This is a genomic window from Nioella nitratireducens (genome assembly GCF_001879715.1).
Classification (GTDB): Bacteria; Pseudomonadota; Alphaproteobacteria; order Rhodobacterales; family Rhodobacteraceae; genus Nioella; species Nioella nitratireducens.
This window is the reverse complement of sequence record NZ_MNBW01000012.1, coordinates 18,443-39,709: the sequence shown is the minus strand read 5'-3', so window position 1 is coordinate 39,709 and position 21,267 is coordinate 18,443. Positions and strand designations below refer to the sequence as shown.

The 21,267-nt window shown below is 64.5% G+C and carries 16 protein-coding genes; 5 read left to right on the top strand and 11 right to left on the bottom strand.

Features of this window, described 5'->3' with window-relative positions:
- Positions 1–65: 65 nt before the first annotated feature.
- Complete coding sequence (rsmA, locus tag BKY27_RS13155) at positions 66–908, top strand: 16S rRNA (adenine(1518)-N(6)/adenine(1519)-N(6))-dimethyltransferase RsmA (protein WP_071674958.1); 843 nt, start codon at positions 66–68, stop codon at positions 906–908.
- A 12-nt stretch (positions 909–920) separates the two neighbouring features.
- On the opposite strand, the gene BKY27_RS13150 is transcribed toward rsmA, so the two are convergent.
- The 5 genes from BKY27_RS13150 to uvrA all read right to left on the bottom strand — a co-directional run bounded on the left by BKY27_RS13150 (position 921) and on the right by uvrA (position 7,178).
- Entirely contained in the window at positions 921–1,562 is a 642-nt protein-coding gene (locus tag BKY27_RS13150; protein ID WP_071674957.1) for a DUF4167 domain-containing protein, read from the bottom strand.
- A gap of 285 nt (positions 1,563–1,847) precedes the next feature.
- Positions 1,848–2,729, bottom strand: coding sequence for a peptide chain release factor N(5)-glutamine methyltransferase (prmC, locus tag BKY27_RS13145; RefSeq protein WP_233491838.1), 882 nt, complete (start codon positions 2,727–2,729; stop codon positions 1,848–1,850).
- A complete protein-coding gene (gene prfA / locus BKY27_RS13140) occupies positions 2,726–3,781 on the bottom strand; it encodes a peptide chain release factor 1 (protein ID WP_071674956.1) in 1,056 nt (351 codons plus the stop codon). The genes prmC and prfA overlap by 4 nt, the downstream gene beginning before the upstream one ends.
- Before the next feature lie 31 nt (positions 3,782–3,812).
- Positions 3,813–4,280, bottom strand: a complete 468-nt coding sequence (locus BKY27_RS13135) for a DUF1499 domain-containing protein (RefSeq protein WP_071674955.1) — start codon at positions 4,278–4,280, stop codon at positions 3,813–3,815.
- A 39-nt stretch (positions 4,281–4,319) separates the two neighbouring features.
- Positions 4,320–7,178, bottom strand: a complete 2,859-nt coding sequence (uvrA, locus tag BKY27_RS13130; RefSeq protein WP_071674954.1) for an excinuclease ABC subunit UvrA — start codon at positions 7,176–7,178, stop codon at positions 4,320–4,322.
- A 202-nt stretch (positions 7,179–7,380) separates the two neighbouring features.
- Between uvrA and BKY27_RS13125 the strand changes: the two genes are divergently transcribed.
- Together BKY27_RS13125 and BKY27_RS13120 are read left to right on the top strand one after the other, a co-directional pair.
- Entirely contained in the window at positions 7,381–7,743 is a 363-nt protein-coding gene (locus BKY27_RS13125) for a rhodanese-like domain-containing protein (RefSeq protein ID WP_071674953.1), read from the top strand.
- A gap of 112 nt (positions 7,744–7,855) precedes the next feature.
- Positions 7,856–11,389 carry a VWA domain-containing protein gene (locus BKY27_RS13120; RefSeq protein WP_071674952.1) on the top strand — a complete coding sequence of 1,178 codons (3,534 nt, stop codon included), beginning with the start codon at positions 7,856–7,858 and terminating at the stop codon, positions 11,387–11,389.
- Positions 11,390–11,422: 33 nt separating this feature from the next.
- Here BKY27_RS13120 and BKY27_RS13115 read toward each other — a convergent pair whose 3' ends face one another.
- From BKY27_RS13115 to BKY27_RS13090, 6 genes are all read right to left on the bottom strand, one after another.
- The gene (locus BKY27_RS13115) at positions 11,423–11,692 is read right to left on the bottom strand and encodes a hypothetical protein (protein WP_071674951.1); all 270 of its coding nucleotides are present in this window, start codon (positions 11,690–11,692) and stop codon (positions 11,423–11,425) included.
- Positions 11,693–11,799: 107 nt separating this feature from the next.
- On the bottom strand, positions 11,800–13,194 hold the full coding sequence (lpdA, locus tag BKY27_RS13110) for a dihydrolipoyl dehydrogenase (protein ID WP_071674950.1): 1,395 nt from the start codon (positions 13,192–13,194) through the stop codon (positions 11,800–11,802).
- Positions 13,195–13,318: 124 nt separating this feature from the next.
- Positions 13,319–13,909 (bottom strand): DUF924 family protein, encoded by a 591-nt coding sequence (locus BKY27_RS13105; protein WP_071674949.1) that lies wholly within the window; start codon positions 13,907–13,909, stop codon positions 13,319–13,321.
- Between the two features lie 48 nt (positions 13,910–13,957).
- On the bottom strand, positions 13,958–15,250 hold the full coding sequence (locus BKY27_RS13100; RefSeq protein ID WP_071674948.1) for an MFS transporter: 1,293 nt from the start codon (positions 15,248–15,250) through the stop codon (positions 13,958–13,960).
- Positions 15,251–15,335: 85 nt separating this feature from the next.
- Positions 15,336–16,403 (bottom strand): tRNA preQ1(34) S-adenosylmethionine ribosyltransferase-isomerase QueA, encoded by a 1,068-nt coding sequence (gene queA / locus BKY27_RS13095; RefSeq protein ID WP_071674947.1) that lies wholly within the window; start codon positions 16,401–16,403, stop codon positions 15,336–15,338.
- Positions 16,400–19,582 (bottom strand): AsmA-like C-terminal region-containing protein, encoded by a 3,183-nt coding sequence (locus tag BKY27_RS13090; RefSeq protein ID WP_158514982.1) that lies wholly within the window; start codon positions 19,580–19,582, stop codon positions 16,400–16,402. The genes queA and BKY27_RS13090 overlap by 4 nt, the downstream gene beginning before the upstream one ends.
- A 198-nt stretch (positions 19,583–19,780) precedes the next feature.
- Between BKY27_RS13090 and BKY27_RS13085 the strand changes: the two genes are divergently transcribed.
- Complete coding sequence (locus BKY27_RS13085; RefSeq protein ID WP_071675047.1) at positions 19,781–20,242, top strand: peroxiredoxin; 462 nt, start codon at positions 19,781–19,783, stop codon at positions 20,240–20,242.
- Between the two features lie 20 nt (positions 20,243–20,262).
- On the top strand, positions 20,263–21,075 hold the full coding sequence (locus BKY27_RS13080; RefSeq protein WP_071675046.1) for a ferritin-like domain-containing protein: 813 nt from the start codon (positions 20,263–20,265) through the stop codon (positions 21,073–21,075).
- Positions 21,076–21,267: the final 192 nt, after the last annotated feature.

Here is a 21,267-nt window from a genome sequence, read left to right as displayed (position 1 = left end):
ACTCCTCCGGGGCATTTGGCCAAAGATGAAGGCGCGCGCGCGCGTTAACCTTGGCGGAGGGTTACATGGCGACCATTGACGGGCTGCCCCCCCTGCGGGAGGTGATCGCGAGTCACGGGTTGAGCGCGCGCAAGGCGCTTGGCCAGAACTTCCTGCTGGACCTGAACCTCACGGCGAAGATCGCGCGCGCCGCCGGGGAATTGACGGGTGCCGATGTGCTGGAGGTGGGCCCCGGCCCCGGCGGGTTGACGCGCGGCCTGCTCGCCGAGGGCGCGCGACGGGTGGTGGCCATTGAAAAGGATGCCCGGTGCCTGCCCGCCCTTGCCGAGATCGCGGCGGCCTATCCGGGGCGGCTTGAGGTGCTGAACGCCGATGCGCTGGACGTTGATTGGGCCGCGCATCTGACACCGCCAATCAAGGTGGTTGCCAACCTGCCCTACAATGTCGGAACGGAATTGCTGGTGCGCTGGTTGACGCCCAAGGTCTGGCCGCCGCAATGGCAAAGCCTGACCCTGATGTTTCAGCGCGAAGTTGCCGAGCGGATCGTGGCGCAGCCCGGCGGCAAGGCCTATGGGCGGCTGGCGGTGCTGGCGCAATGGCGTTGCGATGCCAAGATCGTGCTTGGCTTGCCGCCCGAAGCTTTCACCCCGCCGCCCAAGGTGCGGTCTGCCGTGGTGCATCTGGCCGCCCTGCCAGCGCCCCGGTTCGAGGCGGAACCGAAGGTGCTGGAACGCGTGGTCGCCGCCGGGTTCAACCAGCGGCGCAAGATGCTGCGCGCGGCATTGAAGGGCGTGGCCCCCGATATCGAAGACCGGATTCTGGCCGCGGGATTGACACCCACGGATCGCGCCGAACAGGTGTCGATCGAAGGGTTTTGTGCGCTCGCCCGCCAAGTCGCGGCGGGCTGAGCGCATCTTTCCCTACTCGGCCGCCTGCGGGCCACCTTCGGGCGCCGACGGCGTGGCCGCGTCCTGCGCAGAGTCGCCAGAGGTTTCTTTCGGCGCGCTGTCGGCCTTCTTGGGGCTGCGACGGGTGCGCTTGGCCTTGGGCTTGGGCGCGCTTTCGGGCGTCTGCACCAGGCCGCTATCGCCTGACGCGGGCACGTCGATCACGTCGTCAAAGGATTTCTGCGCGCCCTCGGCGGCATCCCTGGACGCAGGCTCGGGCGTGTCGGCCCTGGCGGGCTGATCCGACGAGCGATCCTGTTGCTGGCCTTTGGGCTGCTCGGCACGCGGCTGGTCGGACTCGGTGTCGCGGTTCTGGCGAGAATCGCGTGCCTGTTGCTGCGCCTCTTGCTCGGCCCGGCGGGCATCCTGCTCTCGCTGCGCCTCACCCAGCATACGGGTGTAGTGCTCGGCGTGCTGCTGAAAGTTTTCGGCGGCCACACGGTCATTCGACAGTTGCGCATCCCGGGTGAGCTGCGTGTACTTGTCGATGATTTGCTGGGGGGTGCCACGCACCTTGCCCTCGGGGCCTGAACTGTCAAACACACGGTTGACGATGTTGCCCATGGAGCGGTTGCGATTGCCCTTGGACCGCGAGCGGTTTTTTGAAGATCTCATGTCTTTGGTCTGTTCCAGTTGTCCTGGGGTCATTGGGACACGGTTGACGGTGACTGCGGCGACGAACGCCTGCCGCGTGGACCTTCCCCTTGCCGTTTTGTCTGCTGTCGCCCTCAGCGAAAATGTCGTCTCATGTGAGGGTGATCTGCAGGGGCATGGAATTTGTCCATTCCGCATCCGCTGACCCCTGTGTAAGCACGGGGGCGCAGGCAAACAAGCGCAAACTGTGCATGATTTGCGATTTTTCGCCTTTGTTGCAGGCAGACTGCGCGGATTTGTGTGAAATCACGCGTCCCCTTGCCCAAGGTCGGGGCTATCCGCCGGGATTTCAAGGGGCGCGCGGGCCAACACCACCCGGTCACGGCCATCGAAATCGGGGCGCAGGCCGATCTCGGTCAGCCCGGCCTGTCGGAAGATATCAGACACCGCTGCGCCTTGGGTGGGGCCGATTTCGACCATCAGCCAGCCGCCGGGCCGCAGATGCGCCAGTGCCCCGACTGCAATGGCGCGATAGGCGGTCAGCCCGTCGGCCTCATCGGTCAGGGCCATGCGCGGCTCGTGCTCTCGCACCTCGGGCGACAGGGCCGCCATTTCCGTCGCCGCGATATAGGGCGGGTTCGAGACGATCAGGTCGAACCGCCCGGCAATGGAAGCGTACCAGTTGGACAGGGTCAGCGAAAGCCGCCCCTCGACCCCAAGCGACAGGGCATTGCGTCGGGCAACCTGCACCGCGTGTGGCGACAGGTCGGTGCCGACCCCGGTCGCCTGGGGACGTTCTGCCAACAGTGTCACCACGATCGCGCCAGACCCGGTGCCAAGGTCGAGCACCCGGTCAAAGGGGTGATCCAATGCCGTGGCTACCAGGGTTTCGGTTTCAGGGCGCGGGTCCAGCACCTCTGGTGTCACCGCGAACCACCGGTCGAAAAACAGACGGCGCCCAAGGATTTGGGACACCGGGCGGCGACTTTCGCGCAAGGCAATCATGTGGAAGAAGTCCGCTTCAGCGATATCGCCAAGCGGATCGTGCAGGGCGACGGTCAGACGCGCACGGGGCACGCCCAGGGCCTCTGCCATCAACAGACGCGCATCCAGTTCCGGGGTCTCCACGCCAGCGGCCCGCAACGACACGATCCCGCGCCGCAGGGCCTCTGACCCGGTCGGGATCACCCTTCCATCTCCGCCAGCATCCGGGCCTGATCGTCGGAAATCAACGCGTCGATCAATTCGTCCAGATCGCCCTGCATGACCTGATCGAGCTTGTAGAGTGTCAGGTTGATGCGGTGATCGGTGACGCGGCCCTGCGGGAAATTATAGGTGCGGATGCGTTCCGAGCGGTCGCCGGAGCCGACCTGGCTTTTGCGATCTGCCGCACGGGCATCCGCCGCCCGTTGGCGTTCCAGATCGAACAGCCGCGCACGCAGAACGTTCATGGCGATTTCGCGGTTGCGGTGCTGCGATTTCTCGGAACTGGTGACGACGATGCCCGACGGGATATGCGTGATCCGCACGGCAGAGTCCGTGGTGTTCACATGTTGCCCCCCTGCCCCGCTGGCGCGCATCGTGTCGATGCGGATGTCGCCTGCGGGAATGTCGATATCGACCTCTTCCGCCTCGGGCAGGACGGCGACCGTGGCCGCCGAGGTATGGATGCGCCCACCGGATTCCGTGGTCGGCACCCGCTGCACCCGATGCACACCGGATTCGTACTTCAACCGGGCAAAGACGCCCTCGCCGGTCACATGGGCGATGACCTCCTTGATGCCGCCAAGCTCTGTCAATTGCTGTTCGACAATATCCAGCGTCCAGCCGCGCGCCTCGGCGTAGCGTTCATACATCCGCAACAGGTCGCCCGCGAAAAGCGCGGCTTCGTCGCCCCCGGTGCCGGGGCGGATTTCGATCATCGCGGGGCGCGCATCGGCGGAATCCTTGGGCAGCAGCGCGATTTGCAGGGCCTTTTCGGCGGCGGGCATTGCCTCGCGCAGGCGGGGCAGTTCCTCTTCGGCCAGTTCCGCCATGTCGGGATCGTCAAGCAGCGCCTCGGCCTCCTGCATCTCTGACTGAAGACGGCGATAGGCGGCGATCTGATCCACCACCGGTTTCAGCTCGGAATACTCGCGGCTGATCGCGGCGATTTCATTGGCGGCGGGGCCCGCGTTCAGGCGCGCTTCGAGATACTCGAACCGTTCGGTGATCTGGGTGAGGCGGTCACTGGGCAACATCCCTGTCGTTTGGCGTGACCTGCCTGTCCCGTCAAGAGCCGAGCCGCGCCGCCAGCGCCGCCATCCAACGAGTCACGCGGGCCTGGTTCACACCCAGATCGGACCGGCCATAGCGCGACCGCGAAAAGACCGAGACGCGGGTGGTGCCGTCCTCGTGGGTCAGGCGGATCGAAATGGCGTCCGGGTAGCCCATCAGGCGGCTGCGCTGCACATAGGTGACGAAACCGCCCGCGGCGCTGCCCGCCAGCGTCACGGTGCGGGGCGCGGCGGCTGCGACCTGTTCCAATGCGGCGGCAACCTGCGGCAAGGGCACGTCGAACCGGGCCGCCGGGGCATCGCCATCCGCATCGCGCAGCAGGTAAGCATTGGGGGTAGCCGGCCGCGTGGCGGTCAGCGGGTCCACATGCCACCGCCCGACCTGCATGGGTGCAAGCCGGATATAGAGCAACCCCGTCAGGGCAAGAAGGGCAACGATAAAGAGAAAGGGTATCAGGCGCATGGGCTTACTTTTGGGCGGCGGTGACCGGGTGGCAACCCGTTACTCTGCGGCAACCTTGGCCGCCTCCAACATCGGTTTCAGGTAGCGCCCGGTATGCGAGTGCTCGACCTCGGCCACCTCTTCCGGTGTGCCCTCTGCGACAATCGTGCCACCGCCGTCGCCCCCCTCGGGGCCGATGTCGATGATCCAGTCGGCGGTCTTTATCACGTCCAGGTTGTGTTCGATCACCACCACCGTGTTGCCCTGCTCCACCAGTTCATGGAGCACTTCCAACAGCTTCTTCACATCCTCGAAATGCAGACCCGTGGTCGGTTCATCTAGAATGTAGAGCGTCCGACCGGTGGCGCGTTTCGACAGTTCCTTCGACAGTTTCACCCGCTGTGCCTCGCCACCTGAAAGGGTCGTGGCCTGCTGGCCCACCTTGATATAATCGAGGCCAACACGGCTGAGCGCCTCCATCCGGTCGCGGATCGCGGGGACGGCCTTGAACGTGTCACGCGCATCCTCGACCGTCATGTCGAGCACATCGGCAATGGATTTGCCCTTCCATTTGATCTCAAGCGTTTCGCGGTTGTAGCGCGCCCCTTGGCAGGTTTCGCACGTAACGTAGACATCGGGCAGGAAATGCATCTCGATCTTGATGACGCCATCGCCCTGACAGGCCTCGCACCGGCCACCCTTGACATTGAAACTGAACCGCCCCGGCTTGTAGCCGCGCGCCTTCGCCTCGGGCAGCCCGGCAAACCAATCGCGGATCGGGGTGAAGGCGCCGGTATAGGTGGCGGGGTTCGACCGCGGGGTGCGCCCGATGGGCCGCTGGTCGATGTCGATCACCTTGTCGAGATGCTCCAGCCCCTTGATGGTCTCGCAAGGCGCGGGCGTCTGGCGCGCGCCGTTCAGCTTCATCGAGGCGGTCTTGAACAGCGTTTCGATCGTCAGCGTGGATTTGCCGCCGCCGGACACCCCCGTAACGCAGACGAATTTTCCCAGCGGAAAGTCGACTGTCACGTCCTGAAGGTTGTTGCCGGTGGCCTTGACCACGCGCACAGATTTGCCACTGCCCGCGCGCCGCGTGACCGGCACCGTGATTTCCCGTTGGCCCGACAGGTATTGCCCGGTCAGCGAGGCGGGATCAGCGGCGATTTCAGCCGGGGTTCCCTTGGCGACCACCCGTCCCCCGTGCACCCCCGCACCCGGGCCGATATCGAAGACATAGTCCGCCTCGCGGATCGCTTCCTCGTCATGCTCCACCACGATCACGGTATTGCCTTGATCGCGCAGGTTTTTCAGAGTGGTCAGCAGGCGGTCATTGTCGCGCTGATGCAGACCGATAGAGGGTTCGTCCAGAACGTAGAGCACCCCCGTCAGGCCCGAGCCGATCTGGCTGGCCAGCCGGATGCGCTGACTTTCCCCGCCACTGAGCGTCCCTGCATTGCGGCTGAGGGTCAGGTATTCCAGCCCGACATTGTTGAGAAACCCGAGCCGCTCGCGGATTTCCTTGAGGATCGCGCGGGCGATTTCGTTTTTTTGCACGGTCAGGCTGTCGGGCACGGTCGCGCACCAGTCGGCGGCGTCGCGGATGCTCATCTGCACCACTTGGCCCACATGCAGCCCCGCGATCTTCACCGCCAGCGCCTCTTCCCGCAGACGATAGCCACCGCACGCGCCGCAGGGGCGGTTGTTCTGGTAACGTTCGAATTCCTCGCGCACCCAGGCGCTGTCGGTCTCGCGGTAGCGCCGTTGCATGTTCGGGATCACGCCCTCGAAGCTGCGCGTCACCTCGTAAACCCGCCCGCCATCGTCATAGCGGAACGGAATTTCCGTGTCGCCGGACCCGCGCAGGAAGACCTGCTTCACATCGTCCGACAGATCCTTCCACGGGGTCGTCGGATCGAACCCGTAAAACCGGGCAATGGCCTGAATGGTCTGGGTGAAATAGGGCGACTTGCCCTTGCGCCACGGGGCCAGCGCACCGTTTTCCAGCGTCAGCGCGGCGTCCGGCACCACAAGGCGTTCGTCGAAGAACAGCTCTACCCCCAGCCCGTCACAGGACGGGCAGGCCCCGAAAGGCGCGTTGAAGGAAAACAGGCGCGGTTCGATTTCGGGGATGGTGAAGCCACTGACGGGACAGGCGAATTTCTCGGAAAAAGTGATGCGCTCGGGCTCGCCTTCTTTCGGGGCGGTTTCCAGGATGGCGATACCATCGGCAAGGTCCAGCGCGGTACGGAAACTGTCCGCCAATCGCGTTTCCAACCCCTCGCGCACCACGATCCGGTCAACCACCACGTCGATGTCGTGGCGGAATTTCTTGTCCAGCGTCGGCGGCTCGTCCAGCTCGTAGAACGCGCCGTCCACCTTCACGCGCTGAAACCCCTGCTTGCGCAGGTCCAGCATTTCCTTGCGGTATTCGCCTTTGCGGTCGCGCACGATGGGCGCCAGCAGGTAGCCGCGCGTCCCTTCCTCCAGCGCCATCACGCGGTCCACCATGTCCTGCACCTGCTGCGCCTCGATCGGCAGGCCGGTGGCGGGGCTGTAGGGCGTGCCGACGCGGGCGAACAGGAGCCGCATGTAGTCGTAGATTTCCGTGACCGTGCCGACGGTCGAGCGCGGGTTCTTCGAGGTCGTCTTCTGTTCGATTGAAATCGCCGGGCTAAGGCCCGAGATGTGATCAACATCCGGCTTTTCCATCATGTCGAGGAATTGCCGGGCATAGGCCGACAGCGATTCAACATAGCGACGCTGCCCTTCGGCATAGATCGTGTCGAAGGCCAGCGAGGATTTGCCAGAGCCGGACAGGCCGGTGATCACCACAAGCTCATCGCGCGGAATATCCACGTCTATATTCTTTAGATTGTGTTCGCGCGCGCCGCGCACCTCGATGGTCTTCAGCTCGGCCATACCTGCCCCCGGGGGATTACTTGGTTAAGAGATAGTGGAGGCGGCGCGAGTCTCCAACCGAAAAGAAAGAACATATCGGGAACGCATCCGTGGCCGCCGGTCTCATTTCACGAGAATTATGCTGCGGGTGCAAAATTTCCCTTGAAAAGACACCGACACACACTTTATTGACAATGACAACCAATTCCTGAAAGGCACGACCATGTTCGGTTTCTTTTCCTCCAACTCCCCGTCCGTGGCCTATGACCCGGCCGAGGCCGTGCGCCGGGCGGCTGCCGGAGAAATCACCCTTGTCGATATCCGCGACGGGGCCGAGGTCATGGCCAGTGGCAAGGCCAAGGGCGCGCTGCACGTTCCGCTGGCCGCCCTGCGGATGAAGGCCGACCCGGCCAGCCCGGAATGCCTGCCGGAATTTCGCGCGGGCAAACCCGTGGTGCTCTATTGCGCCTCTGGCGGACGCTCGCAGATGGCGGCGCGGATGCTGCGGCAGATGGGGTTGAACGAGGTCTATAACCTCGGCGGTCTGGCGCATTGGCAAATGGCGGGCGGCGCCATCGCCCGGTGACCGGGCGCAGCCGTTCTTTCTGCACCGCCGCGTAGACAAGGCTTGGGGGACTCGGCAATTCCAGCTAGCATATAAGGATTATTTCACGTTCTTGTTTGCTGGAGTCCGCCCCATGCGCCGATTGGTCTGCACCCTTTTGATGGTCCTGCTGTCCATCCTGCCCCTCTCGGCGCAGGAAACCGGACGCAACACGCCCTCGACCATGCTTGTCCTCGACGCCTCCGGGTCGATGTGGGGCCAGATAGATGGCGTCAACAAGATCGTCATCGCGCGAGAGGTGATTTCGGGCCTGCTGACCCAGATTCCCGACAACATGGCGCTTGGCCTGACGATGTATGGCCACCGGCGGCGTGGCGATTGCTCGGATATCGAGGTGATGGTGCAACCTGCGACGGGGGCGGACAACCGGGCGCAGATCGAGCGGCTGGTCAACACCGTCAACCCGCGCGGCCGCACACCGCTGTCGGACGCCGTGGTGCAGGCCGCCGAAGCGCTCAGATATACCGAGAACGCCGCCACCGTGATCCTTGTCTCGGACGGGCGCGAAACCTGTGATGTCGATCCCTGCGCCGTCGGCACCGCGCTGGAAGAGGCCGGGATCGACTTCACCGCCCACGTCATCGGCTTCGACGTGGCCGCGCCGGAAGATATCGCACAACTTCAGTGCCTTGCCGAAAACACCGGCGGGCAATACCTGAGCGCCGACAATGCCGAGGAACTGGCGCAGGCGCTGGAACAGGTGGCCGTCGCCCCGCCGCCGCCGCCGATGACCCATGTCACCCTGCGCGGCGTCGTCGGGCCCGATCACGCCGCCCCGACCTCGCCGCTGATCTGGGAGGTCACCGATGCAACCGGGCAGGTGGTGTACGAGGCCACAGAGGCGCCTTCGATTTCGACCGACCTATTGCCGGGCGACTATCTGGTGCACCTGACCCGTGTTGTCACCGAGACCCAGCACGGCGGGACGGTCTCCGTCACGCTGCCCGGTCCGCAGGAATTCCTGTTCGTGATGCCACCGCTGATCCCCGACGCCAGCCTGACCGCCCCGGACGAGGCCTATGTCGATAGCGCGGTGCCCGTGCAATGGACCGGCCCCGGCGCGGACAACGACTACATCCTGTTGGCCACCGCGGACCGCTCGGCCAGTTTCCAGCAGGTCTTTCCGCGCGACGGCAACCCGTTGCAAGTGACCCTGCCCTCCGAGGCCGGGGATTATCTGCTGCAATATGTGGACGGTGCAGGAAACCGGGTTCTGGCGGAACGTGCCATCCGCGCCCTGCCCGCCCCGGCAACGCTGCAAGCGCCCGAGACCGCCGTCGCCGGGGCCACCATTCAAGTGGCGTGGGACGGCCCCGATGCGCGCAACGACATGATCACCGTGGCCAGCAGCGACATGCCTGGCAGCCGCAACATCAATGACAGCTACACCCGGCAAGGCACGCCGCTGGACCTTCAGATGCCCGCTTTTCCCGGCAGCTATGTCATCCGCTACGTCCTGAACGAAGGCAGCCGCGTTCTTGCCTCTCGCGCGATCACGGTGACCGAGGTCACCGCCACGCTGGATGCGCCCGACACCGCCGTTGCGGGGGACACGATTGCCGTGGAATGGACCGGGCCTGATTACCGCAACGACACGATCACCGTGGCCGCGGCCGATCAGCCCGGCAATCGCAGCATCAACGATACCTACACCCGGCAGGGCACGCCGCTGCAATTGCAGATGCCGTCCCAGCCGGGCACCTACGAGATCCGCTATGTGATGAACCAGGACCACCGGGTCATCGCGCGGCGGACGATCACGGTGACCGAGGTCAGCGCCACGCTGGACGCGCCCGATCTGGCCGAGGCCGGGGCCACCCTGCCCGTCACATGGACCGGACCCGACTATCGCAATGACGCGATCACGGTCGCGCGGGTCGATGCGGGTGGCAACAGCTACGAGAATTACAGCTACACGCGCGGGGGCTCTCCGGCGCGGGTGTTGATGCCTACCGAACCGGGGGAATACGAACTGCGCTACCTGATGAATCAGGACAATCGTGTTCTTGCGCGGCGGATCGTGACCGTGACGGATGTGGTGGCCACGCTGGAAACACAGGCCACCGCCGTGGCCGGGGCCACGGTGCGGGTGCACTGGACCGGGCCGGACTATCAGAACGACTATATCTCTGTTTCCCGGCTGGACGATCCGGACGGGTATGAGAATTACACCTACACCCGCACAGGCACCCCGGTGTCATTGGTCATGCCGACGGACCCCGGCGACTACGAGGTGCGCTATGTGGTCAACCAGGACCGCACCATCCTCGCCCGGCATCCCATCACAGTGACCGAGGTCGGGGCCACCTTGGACGCCCCCGAGACGGCGACCGCAGGTGCCTCGATCCCGGTCGCGTGGACGGGGCCGGACTACGACAACGACTATGTCGCCATCTCGCGGCCCGACGACCCGTCCGGCTACGAGAACTATACCTACACCCGCACCGGCACGCCCCTGACCCTGGACATGCCGACACAGCCGGGCGAGTACGAGCTGCGCTACGTGATCAACCAGGATCGCACGATCATCGCCCGCCGCTCGATCACCGTGACCGAGGTCGGCGCGACCCTCGACGCGGCCGACACGGCAAACGCCGGGGACACCGTAACCGTGGCATGGACCGGGCCGGACTATGACAACGATTATGTGGCCGTGTCCCGGCTTGACGATGACAGCGGGTATGAAAACTACACCTACACGCGGGATGGCAGCCCGCTGATGCTGACCATGCCGGTCACGCCGGGGCAATATGAACTGCGCTATGTCGTCAATCAGGATCGCACGATCATTGCCCGCCGTCCGATCACGGTAACCGAGGTAGACGCGAACCTTGAGGCCCCCGAGACGGCCATCGCTGGCGCGACGATCACCATCTCATGGACCGGGCCAGACTATCGCAACGACTATATCGGGATTTCGCGGCTGGACGATGACAGCGGGTATGAAAACTACACCTACACCCGCGACGGCAGCCCGCTGCGCCTGCAAATGCCGGCCACGCCGGGCAGCTACGAGTTGCGCTATTTCGTCAATCAGGACCGCACCATCCTTGCCCGCCGCACGATCGAGGTGACGGCGCTGTCGGCGACCGTGTCGGGCCCCCAGACGGCGCGTGTCGGACAACCTATCGTGGTGGAGTGGACCGGGCCGGATTATCGCAACGACTTCATCGCCGTCTCGCGGCAAGATGACCCCGACGGGTACGAAAACTACACCTATACCCGCGACGGCACGCCCCTGCGGGTCACTGCGCCGACCGAGCCGGGTGCCTATGAACTGCGTTATGTTGTCAGCCAGGATCGCAGCGTCCATGCCCGCAGCCCGATCACGATCGAGGATATCACCGTCACGCTGCAAGCCCCGGCCACGGCCACCGCGGGCGGGCGGATCGCAGTCGAACATGACGGGCCTGATTACCGCAACGACTATATCGGGATTTCGCGGCTGGACGATCCGGAAGGGTATGAAACATATACCTACACCCGCGATGGCGACCCGGTGCTGGTCGACCTGCCCGACTCCCCCGGCGATTACGAGATCCGGTATTTCATGAATCAGGATCGGCGGATCATCGGGCGGGCACCGTTGACGGTCACCGCGCCCTGAGGCTTTATGCCCTGTTCCTTCGGGGTCAGGGCGTCAGCGCCGACTGAACAGCGAGGCGATGGCCATCAGCGCGAGATAGGCGAACAGGAAGATCAGCGAAATCTCGAACAACGGCAGCTGAAACGCCGCCCCGGCAAGCACAAAGACCAGAATGCCGAGCAGGATGTTGCGATGCAGGCTGTCGGCCAGACCGACCCAGAATTCGACGATCGACGAAAGGCCAAGACCCCGGCGGGACAGGCCCCGCCGTCTGTCACTTGGCACAGGTGACCTGAAATCGGATTGATCGCTGAGCTTTGCCACGCCGCCTCTCCTGTCGGGTTGCCGCGCAACAGGATAAGCTGGAAATGTGCCGAAAATGCGGTCGCGGGCGCGGACTTGTCGGCCTGCGCCCCCGACCTTGGTGCTACTTACATGTGAATCACGCGGCCATAGGCGTCGAGCGCGGCCTCGTGCATCATTTCGCTGAGTGTCGGGTGCGGGAACACGGTCTCGAACAGGTCTTCTTCCGTAGTCTCCAGTTTCTGGCCCACGACATAGCCCTGAATCAGCTCGGTCACTTCCGCGCCGATCATATGGGCCCCCAGCAATTCACCGGTCTTGGCGTCGAAGACCGTCTTGATCAGGCCCTCTGATTCGCCAAGGGCAATCGCCTTGCCATTGCCGATGAAGGGAAAGCGGCCAACCTTGACCTCGTATCCCGCGTCCTTGGCCTTGGCCTCGGACAGGCCGACGCTGGCCACCTGCGGGTGGCAATAGGTGCAGCCCGCGATGGAATTCGGCTTGATCGGGTGCGGCTTCTTGCCCGCGATCAATTCGGCCACCATCACGCCTTCATGGCTGGCCTTGTGGGCAAGCCACGGGGCCCCCGCGATATCGCCAATGGCATACAGCCCGTCCACACCGGTGCGGCAAAATTCATCGGTGACCACATGGGTGCGGTCGATCTTGACGCCAAGCGCCTCCAGCCCCAGCCCCTCGACATTGCCGACGATGCCCACGGCGGAGATTACCGTGTCGAACTCGTGCTTTTCGATCTTGCCGCCGATTTCGATATGGGCGGTGACCTTGTCGGCGGCGCGATCGAGCTGCTTGACCATCGCCTTTTGCAGGATCTTCATCCCCTGCTTTTCAAAGGCCTTCTTGGCGAAAGCGGAAATCTCGGCGTCTTCCACCGGCAGAACGCGGTCCATCACTTCGACCACCGTCGTGTCGGCGCCTAGCGTATTGTAGAAGCTGGCAAATTCAATGCCGATGGCACCCGATCCGATGACCAGCAGTTTCTTGGGCATATGCGGCGGTTGCAGCGCGGCCTTGTAGGTCCAGACGCGCTTGCCATCCGCCTCCAGCCCCGGCAGTTCGCGGGCGCGGGCGCCGGTGGCCAGAACGATGTTTTTGGCGGTCAGGTCTTCGCTGCCCTTGTCCGTTTCGACCTTGACCTTGCCCTTGGCCGGGATGGTGGCCGACCCCATGAAGACGGTGATCTTGTTCTTCTTCATCAAGTGGCCGATGCCGGAGGACAATTGCTTGGCCACCCCGCGAGAGCGTTTGACCACCGCGTCGAGGTCGTAGCCAATGTTGTCGGCCTTGAGTCCGAATTCCTTGGCGCGTTCCATCAGGTGAAACACTTCAGACGAGCGCAGCAGCGCCTTGGTCGGGATACAGCCCCAGTTCAGGCAGATGCCGCCCATATGCTCTCGTTCGACGATAGCGACCTTTTGGCCGAGCTGTGCCGCCCGGATCGCCGCCACATATCCGCCGGGGCCTGCCCCGATCACCACCGTATCAAAAGACTGAGCCGCCACTATTTCCACTCCTCCGGTCGATATTTGTTTAACGTTAAACTAATTCAAAACCCCAATCAACCCGGAAATCGCCAATTCCGCGCGATCCGGCTCGCCGTCTCGATCGTTTAGTTCAACGACTAAACTACTTGCACATCGCCTCGTGACGATACTCGTCAAGCAGTTTGCCATATCCGCCGGACTCAAGAAACTCTCGTTCTGCACTGCTGTCATCGCGCCCGAGCGCGGCGTTGCGATAGGGGAAGCGGCCGTACCGTCGGATGATTTCGCGGTGCGCCCATGCATGGGGCAGCTTGTCTTCGCGGATATCCGGCATCTTCTGGCAGGTCAGGCGCATGGAATGGTCCTGATCGGTCAGCCCCTCGGAATGCATGAAGGGCAGATAGAAGAACTGACGCTCTTGTTGCGGGAACCGTTCGTCCCAGCCCTGTTTCAGTGCATAGCATGCCGCCGAGTGGGCCTTCAAATCCGTGCTGAAGGCCGTTGCCTCGCCGCGGAACATGTTGCGGGGAAACTGGTCGAGCAGGATGATCAGTGCCAGCGCCTTGCGCGGGTGGCTTGTCCAATCGTCGTGTTTGCCGTCGCGGGCCTCTTGCCAGAGGTCCATGAACCGTTCACGGATTTCGGCATCAAAGGCGTCGCCGCCCCCGTACCATTTGTCTGGTCCGGCCTCCTCCAGCCAGAAAGACAGGATGTCTTCCGATGGGTGTTGCATGGCAGGGCACTCCTTTCCGTCGTCTGCCTCAAATGTGCCCCGGGGTCTTCAGGTCCCCGTGAGCTTCTCTTCCTCCTCCGCTTCGGCCATCTCCTCCGTAGCCTCCGCGTAGAGTTCCTGAGCGGTTTCCACGATCACCGGCGACGCGCTCGGCATGATCGGGGTATAGGACACCGACTCGTAATCGTCGGACCCGGCATAGACCGATTGGCGCCGGGTCATCCGCCAGCCGCCATAGCCCGCCATGACGGCCAGCGTGATGGCGAGGAACAACCAGAAGCCGCTGGGGCCGATCCGCCCCATCAGCCAACCAAGCACGGGCGGGCCGGCAATCGCGCCAAGCCCGTTGATGAAGACCAGCCCGCCGGATGCGGCGGCCATGTCTTCCACTTCCAGATAATCGTTGGTGTAGGCGATCAGCAGCGCATATAGCGGCTGCGCCAGCCCGCCGGTCAGAACCGCGACGACCAGCAAGATCTCGAACATATCGCCGAACAAAAATCCGAGCGCCCCCGACATCGCCCCCAGAAGGGCCACGAAAAAGATCAGTATCCGGCGGTCCATCCGGTCGGACAGCCAGCCCACGGGAAACTGAAACACGATACCGCCGATGAAAAAGGCCGATACGAACATCGAGATCTGGACCACGCTCAGCCCCGCCTCGGTGCCGTAGACCGCCGCCATGCCGAACTGTGCCGAATAGACGAAGCCGAGCAGGATCATGCCCACGAAGCCGAGGGGCGAGTTCTTGTAGAGCTGCAACAAGCTCATCGGGCGGGTGGTCTCGAACGCGGGGGTCGGCGCGACGGCCAGCAGGATCGGCGCAAAGCTGAGCGACACCAGAACCGACGGGATGATGAACAAGACGAAGCCCGACGGATCGCCCAGGTTCAACAGCCCCTGCCCCAACACCAGCCCGACCATCTGCACCAGCATATAGGCCGACAGCGCCTGTCCCCGCGTCTCGTTGGTGGCCGAGTTGTTCAGCCAGCTTTCCGTGGTCACGTAGACGCCCGACAGCGAAAACCCGATCAGCACCCGCAACGCCATCCAGACATAGGGGTCGGTCCAGACGGGGTAGAGGATGAGGGCGGCGGAAATGAAAGAGCCGAGCGCCGCGAAGACACGCACATGGCCGACCCGGCGGATCATCCGGGGCGCCAGACGCGAGCCGAACAGGAAACCGCCGAAATAGGCCGATGCAATCAGGGAAAGCTGGAAAGTGGTAAAGCCTTCGATACCCCCGCGGACACCCATAAGGGTGCCTTGCAGTGAGTTGCCGACCTGCAAGAGCATCAGCCCGAACAGAATGGCCCACGCACTGGCGATGACCTGTTTCATGGCGCTGCTCCACCTCGAGTCGTCTCAACCTTATGACAGGGCCAATCATATGGCCACCGTCGAAAAACGACCTTTTCAGGATAGGTTATCGGCAGATTGCGCCCAAAGTGGGGAAAAGCAACGACGCGTCACCATATGAAAAAAACCTGTAATTTTCCGTGATCGCGTGAGTGTAGATTTTCCTGATCCGATCGGGGCCCATCAGGGCCGAAACCAACATCATCAATGTCGATTTCGGCAGGTGGAAGTTGGTCATCAGACCCTGGGTGATCTTGAAGCGATAACCGGGGTAGATGAAGATATCGGTATCGCCCTGCCACGGCACCATCGTGCCGTCCTCTTGCGCGGCGGTTTCGATCAGGCGCAGCGCGGTGGTGCCCACCGGAACGATCCGCCCGCCCGCTGCGCGGGTGGTGTTCATCTCGGCGGCGGCCTGCTCTGTCACCTCGCCCCATTCGGCATGCATCCGGTGTGTCGTCACATCCTCGACCGTGACCGGAAGGAACGTGCCCGCACCGACATGCAACGTCACGAAGGTGACCCCGACCCCCCGCGCTGCAAGCGCCGCCATCAACCCCTCGTCGAAATGCAGCGATGCCGTGGGGGCCGCGACCGCGCCCTGGCGGCGTGCCCAGACTGTCTGGTAATCTTCGCGGTCCTGCGCATCCGCAGGCCGCTTGGCGGCGATATAGGGCGGCAGCGGCATGGCGCCCGCCGCGTTCAGCGCGGTGTCGAATGCCTCGCCCGTCTGGTTGAACCGCAGGGTCAGCCCACTGTCCAGCCCGGCCACCTCGGCCTCCAATCCCGCGTCGAAAATAACGGTTTCGCCAAGCGCCAGCTTGCGTAGCGGCCTCGCCAGCGCGGACCATGTGCCGTTGGCCTGCGGCTCCAGCAACGTCACCTCGATCTTGGCCGACACCGTGCCTTGCGCGCTCTCGCGCCAGCGCCGCCCGGTCAGCCGTGCCGGGATCACCTTGGTGTCGTTCAGGATCAGCCGGTCGCCGGGCTGCAACAGGTCGGGCAGGTCGAAGACATGCAGATCCCGGATCTCGTCCCCGACGGCGTGCAGCAACCGGGCAGACGGGCGCGGCTTGGCCGGTCGGGTGGCGATCAGCCCTTCGGGCAGGTCGAAGTCGAAATCGTCCAGTTTCACTGTGCAGCCTCCGGGGGCGGGCGACGGAAGATTTCCCGGAAGATGCCGGGCGTCAAGACCGAGAGCGGGTTGACCGATACCTCGCTGTTGTCGGGCGACCCCGTCAGGCGATAGGTGAATCCGAACAGCCCCTCGCGGCGCGGGGTGAATAACCCGCCCACCAGCCCGTTGACCATATAGAAAGGTGACAAAACGCCTTCGAAGTCCATGTAGCGACTGGGAATATTGTAAATCCCGTCCAGGGACAGCCCCATCGACGGGCCGATTGCGGTCGCGTCCGTGACCGTCACCACGTCGGGTTCCAGCGAAAACACCACCCGCACATCGCCAAGCGCCACGCCTTCGCCGGAGGCCAGTTGTTCCAGCAGCCCAACCACGGAAATGGCATTGAGCAATTCCGCGATGACCGGGGCGTTGCGCAGGCGCGGGTTATTAATGGTGAGCAGGCCTGAATAGCGGTTTGGCCCCGGCAAGGGACGCAGGATCAGGTCCAGCACTCCGCCATAGGCGCCAGGATAAATCTCCGCCGCGCGCAACAGCCCGCCGCCATCCGCCGCCGAAAGCCGCACCGCCATGCCGTTCGCCTCGGCGACCACCGTGCCCTGCGCGTCGATCTGTCCCCCGACCAGCCCCCGGAAATCGCCACTCATCGGCGTGCCGCCCAGACCGGCGCTGAAATTGGTGAAATAAATCGCGTCGGTCACCGTCAGCCGGTCGAGACGGATGTCGAGCGGCAGCGAGTCCCCGCCCCCACCCGCGCCTTGCGGCAGGCCACGCAGATCGACCTCGCCGCCATTGACCTGAACCCGCAACCCATTGCCCTGCGCCACCAGCGCACCGGACACGTCCAGCCAGTTGCCCATGGTCAGGCGATCAACCGACAGACGGTCGAGGCTCTGATCCGCCGCAAGCTGCACCGACCCCGCCATCTGCAACCCCGCGCCCGAAATCTCCAGCCGGGGCACGGCGGGGGCCTCGCCAAGCAGGATATCCGCCGATAACTGCCCGGTGCCGCCAGAGGACAGCGACCAGCCAAGCGACGGCACCGACAGCGCCAGTCCGGCAAGGTCCGAGGTGACCGCCAGCCTTGGCGGCTGTCCACGGGCCAGGTCGAGGGTGAAATTGCCTGCGCCGCGCCCGCGCAGAATTCCGTCGGGCAAGCGCACTCCGAAGGCGGCCAGCGACTGGGGGGTCAGCGTCGCAGTTCCGGTCACGCGGCTGTCGGGCGTGCTGTCGGGGCCAAGCGCCCGGCTCCAGGTGGCGTTTGCTTCCAGCCCGTCCAGGTCCGCCTGCCCGCCAATCGAAAGCGCGCTGTTATCCGCCGCGAGCGTCAGGCTGGCAGCCCGCAACACCCGCCCCGGCACCAACTCGCGCGAGGTGACGCCACGCAGCGTGCCACCGAAATCGAAGGTTACATCCTCGGACCGGACCTGTTCCTGAAGGATCAGGGACAACGTCCCACGCAGATCAGCCCGGCCATTGGCCACGGTTGCGGGATCGAACGGGAACTGGTCGAGCAGGTTGAACGGCTCTGCCGCGATCAGCGTCAGCGCCGAGGAAATCGGTCCCTCGACCGACAGGTCGATCCGCATCGGCGGCTCGCGCTCGCGGGTGTCGGAAATACGCAGGACGCTGCCCGCAAGGTCGAGGTCGCCGCCATCCGGGGCGGTTACATGTCCCTCGTGCAGGGCAACCGTAACGGCGTTGTCGCTGATGTCGAGATACCCGGCCCCGCCCTCGATCGGGGCCATCCGCCGCAATCCACGCACCAGTGCATCGTGAAAGTCGAAGGTCACGGCGACCCGTGTACCCGGCTCTCCTGCGGCGCGACGCAGCCCTGCACGCACGTTCTGGATGGTGCCGCCAAGGACGTTCTCGTCGATCCAGTCCCGAGTATGCGGAATGGCCGACACCGGCCACAGCGGCGCAACGCGGCTGGCCTCGAGGTCCGGCACCTCGGCGTCAAGGCGCACCGCCAACCCCTCTGGTTCCGCCGCGACGCGCCCGCGCATGGTCAGGTGCAGCCCTTCGTCGAACAGCACCGCTTGGCCGAACTCCACCGAGGCGAAGGGGTAGAGTTGCAGCCGCAGATCGACCGCCCCCCCGGCAAAGCTGACGGGGGCTGCGAACACGCCGGGCGGATCGGCGGTGATTTCATCGAGTTGCACCTGCGCAAGGTAGATCGGCCCGTCCTGCAAGGTCGCATGACCCGAGAGCCGAACCGACAAGGCCGGGGCATCCAGCGTGAAATCGTTGATCCACATGCGCGCCGAGGCGGCGTCGTAATCAAAACTCAGCATCATCGCGTTCAGCGGCAGCGGATCGACACCGCCGCCGGGCACCGCCTGCCCGGCCCCGACATCGAGCGCGCCGGACAGCGTGCCAACCGACCCGTCATCGAACAGCACCGTCGACAGCCGCCCCGACAGTGGCGCATCGACCAGCGTCAGCCATTCCAGCGCGTCGGAAAACAGCGCGATATCGCGGCTGTGCAGGTTGGTGAACTCGGCCGCCGCCACGGTTTCCGACAGGTCGGCATGGCGCACGAAGGTCAGCGACAGGGTGCTGTCGGGCCGATCCTCCAACGCCCCCTCGGCCGACAGGATCAGGGCGTCCCCTGCCGGATGCAGATCTATCGTCGCATCGGAAATTCGAAGGATCTCGCCCGAGTCCGAGTCTTCGATGCTCAGGGTCATGCCCTGCCCCTCCACCCGTTCCAGCCGGGAAAAGACCGTTTGCTGGAACATCCGGTCGATCCCCGCCATGGTCTGGGCCAGATCGCGGGGTTCGGCGGACTCGGTTCCCGCGAAGGCAAGGTCGAGGCTGCCATCCGCCGCCCGCGCCACCCGCAGACCCGCCCCGAGGATGGCCACGCGGCGCGGGCGCATGTCGCCGCGCAGCATCGAAGCGCGGTCCATCTCGACCTCGAGTGCAGGCAGGATGACGCGGGGCTGCCCCGCCTCGGACAGGCGCAGGTCGGTGAAGCGGATGCGCGGCATCAGGCGCCCGCGCGACAGGGCCACGCCGACACTGCCCACCGTCACCTCGCCCGCAGGCATCGACGCGTCGATCCGGGCCTCGATCCGCGCCCGCGCCCATTCCGGCAGCGGCACGACCCGGCCCCCGCCGGGCGGATAGGCCAGCGCCAGCAACAGCCCCGTTGTCAGAACAACCAACAACGCAACGCCCCGCAAAAGCCAGCGCAGGGGACGCCGGCGCCTCGGTCGGGGCGGCAGCGGATCGGGGCCGGTGTCTGACATCAGGGATGGTGCTCGATCAGATTGGTCTGTTGGTCTCTTTCGGTCTTTATCTTCGCCGCATTTCGCCTAGCTTGCAAACCGGACTTGCGTTTTTCCGCCGATGACAAGGAGCTTTTCATGATCGACCCCGGAACGACCGCCCCGGATTTCACCCTGCCCCGCGACGGGGGCACCGATCTGACCCTGTCTTCCCTGCGCCCCGGCCCCGTGGTGCTGTATTTCTACCCGCGCGACGACACGCCGGGCTGCACCACCGAAGCCAATGATTTCACCGCCATGCTGCCCGACTTTCAGGCCGCGGGCGCGACGGTCATCGGGGTATCCAGGGATACTGTCGCCAAGCATGAGAAATTCATCGCCAAGCATGACCTCGGCGTCATCCTCGTGTCAGATGCCGATGGAACGCTGTGCGAAACCTACGGCACGTGGGTCGAAAAGAACATGTATGGCAAGAAGAGCATGGGCATCCAGCGCGCCACTTTCCTGATTGATGGCGCGGGCACCGTCGCCCGTGTCTGGCCCAAGGTGAAGGTCGCAGGCCACGCCGCCGACGTGCTGGAGGCGGTGCAGGCCCTGTGACCCCGACGACGCTGACCCAGATGGCAGCGACGGTGCTTGAAACCGCCGACGCCCGCGAAAAGACCGATCTCAGCCGCCGGTTCGCGGCACAGTGGGTTGCATCGCGCACGGGCGAGGCCGCGCCGATCGCGGTTGGAACGGCCACCCCACCCCTGCGCCCTGCCCGCCCCGCGCAGCCTGACCTGCTGGACCCGCGCGACGTACCGCGCCGCCGCCCCGGCACCCCCGAGGGGCGCAAGGCGCTGCTGCATGCGGTCGCGCATATCGAACTGAACGCGGTCGATCTGCATTGGGACATCATCGCGCGGTTTGGCCATGTCCCGATGCCCATCGGATTCTACGACGATTGGGTCAAATCGGCCGACGAGGAATCCAAGCATTTCCAACTGGTGACCGGCTGTCTCGACACCATGGGCAGTTTCTACGGCGATCTGCCCGCCCATGCCGGCATGTGGCGTGCGGCGGAAGAGACGGCAGAGGATATCATGGGCCGTCTGGCCGTGGTGCCCATGGTGCTGGAGGCGCGCGGGCTGGACGTGACGCCGGGGATGATCGAGGTTTTTCGCAAGGCCACAGACCCAGCCGCCGAACAGGCCGTCGCGGCGCTGGAGGTCATCTACGCAGAAGAGGTGCATCATGTGGCCTATGGCTCCAAATGGTTCCACTTCCTCTGCGGACGCCATGACATCGACCCCAAGGACGAATTCCACCGGCTTGTCCAAACCTACTTCCACGGTCCGCTAAAGCCTCCGTTCAACGAGGAAAAACGCGCCGAGGCCGGGTTGCCGCCGGATTTCTACTGGCCCCTCTCGGAGACCGGATCGGTCACCTGACCGCTGCCCGAAAGCCCCCAATTTGGGCGGAATCTCGCCAAACGCCGGCGGAAAAGCGGGTTTATCCACAGGTTGGCGGGAAAAAGGTTTGAGCCGAACCGGCGTTTGTCCTATCCCCTTGGATGCTGGCGTTTGCTTTGTGGGGACAGGGACAGCGCGCGGCGATCGACAAGGGTAATGGGGCACAGCGAC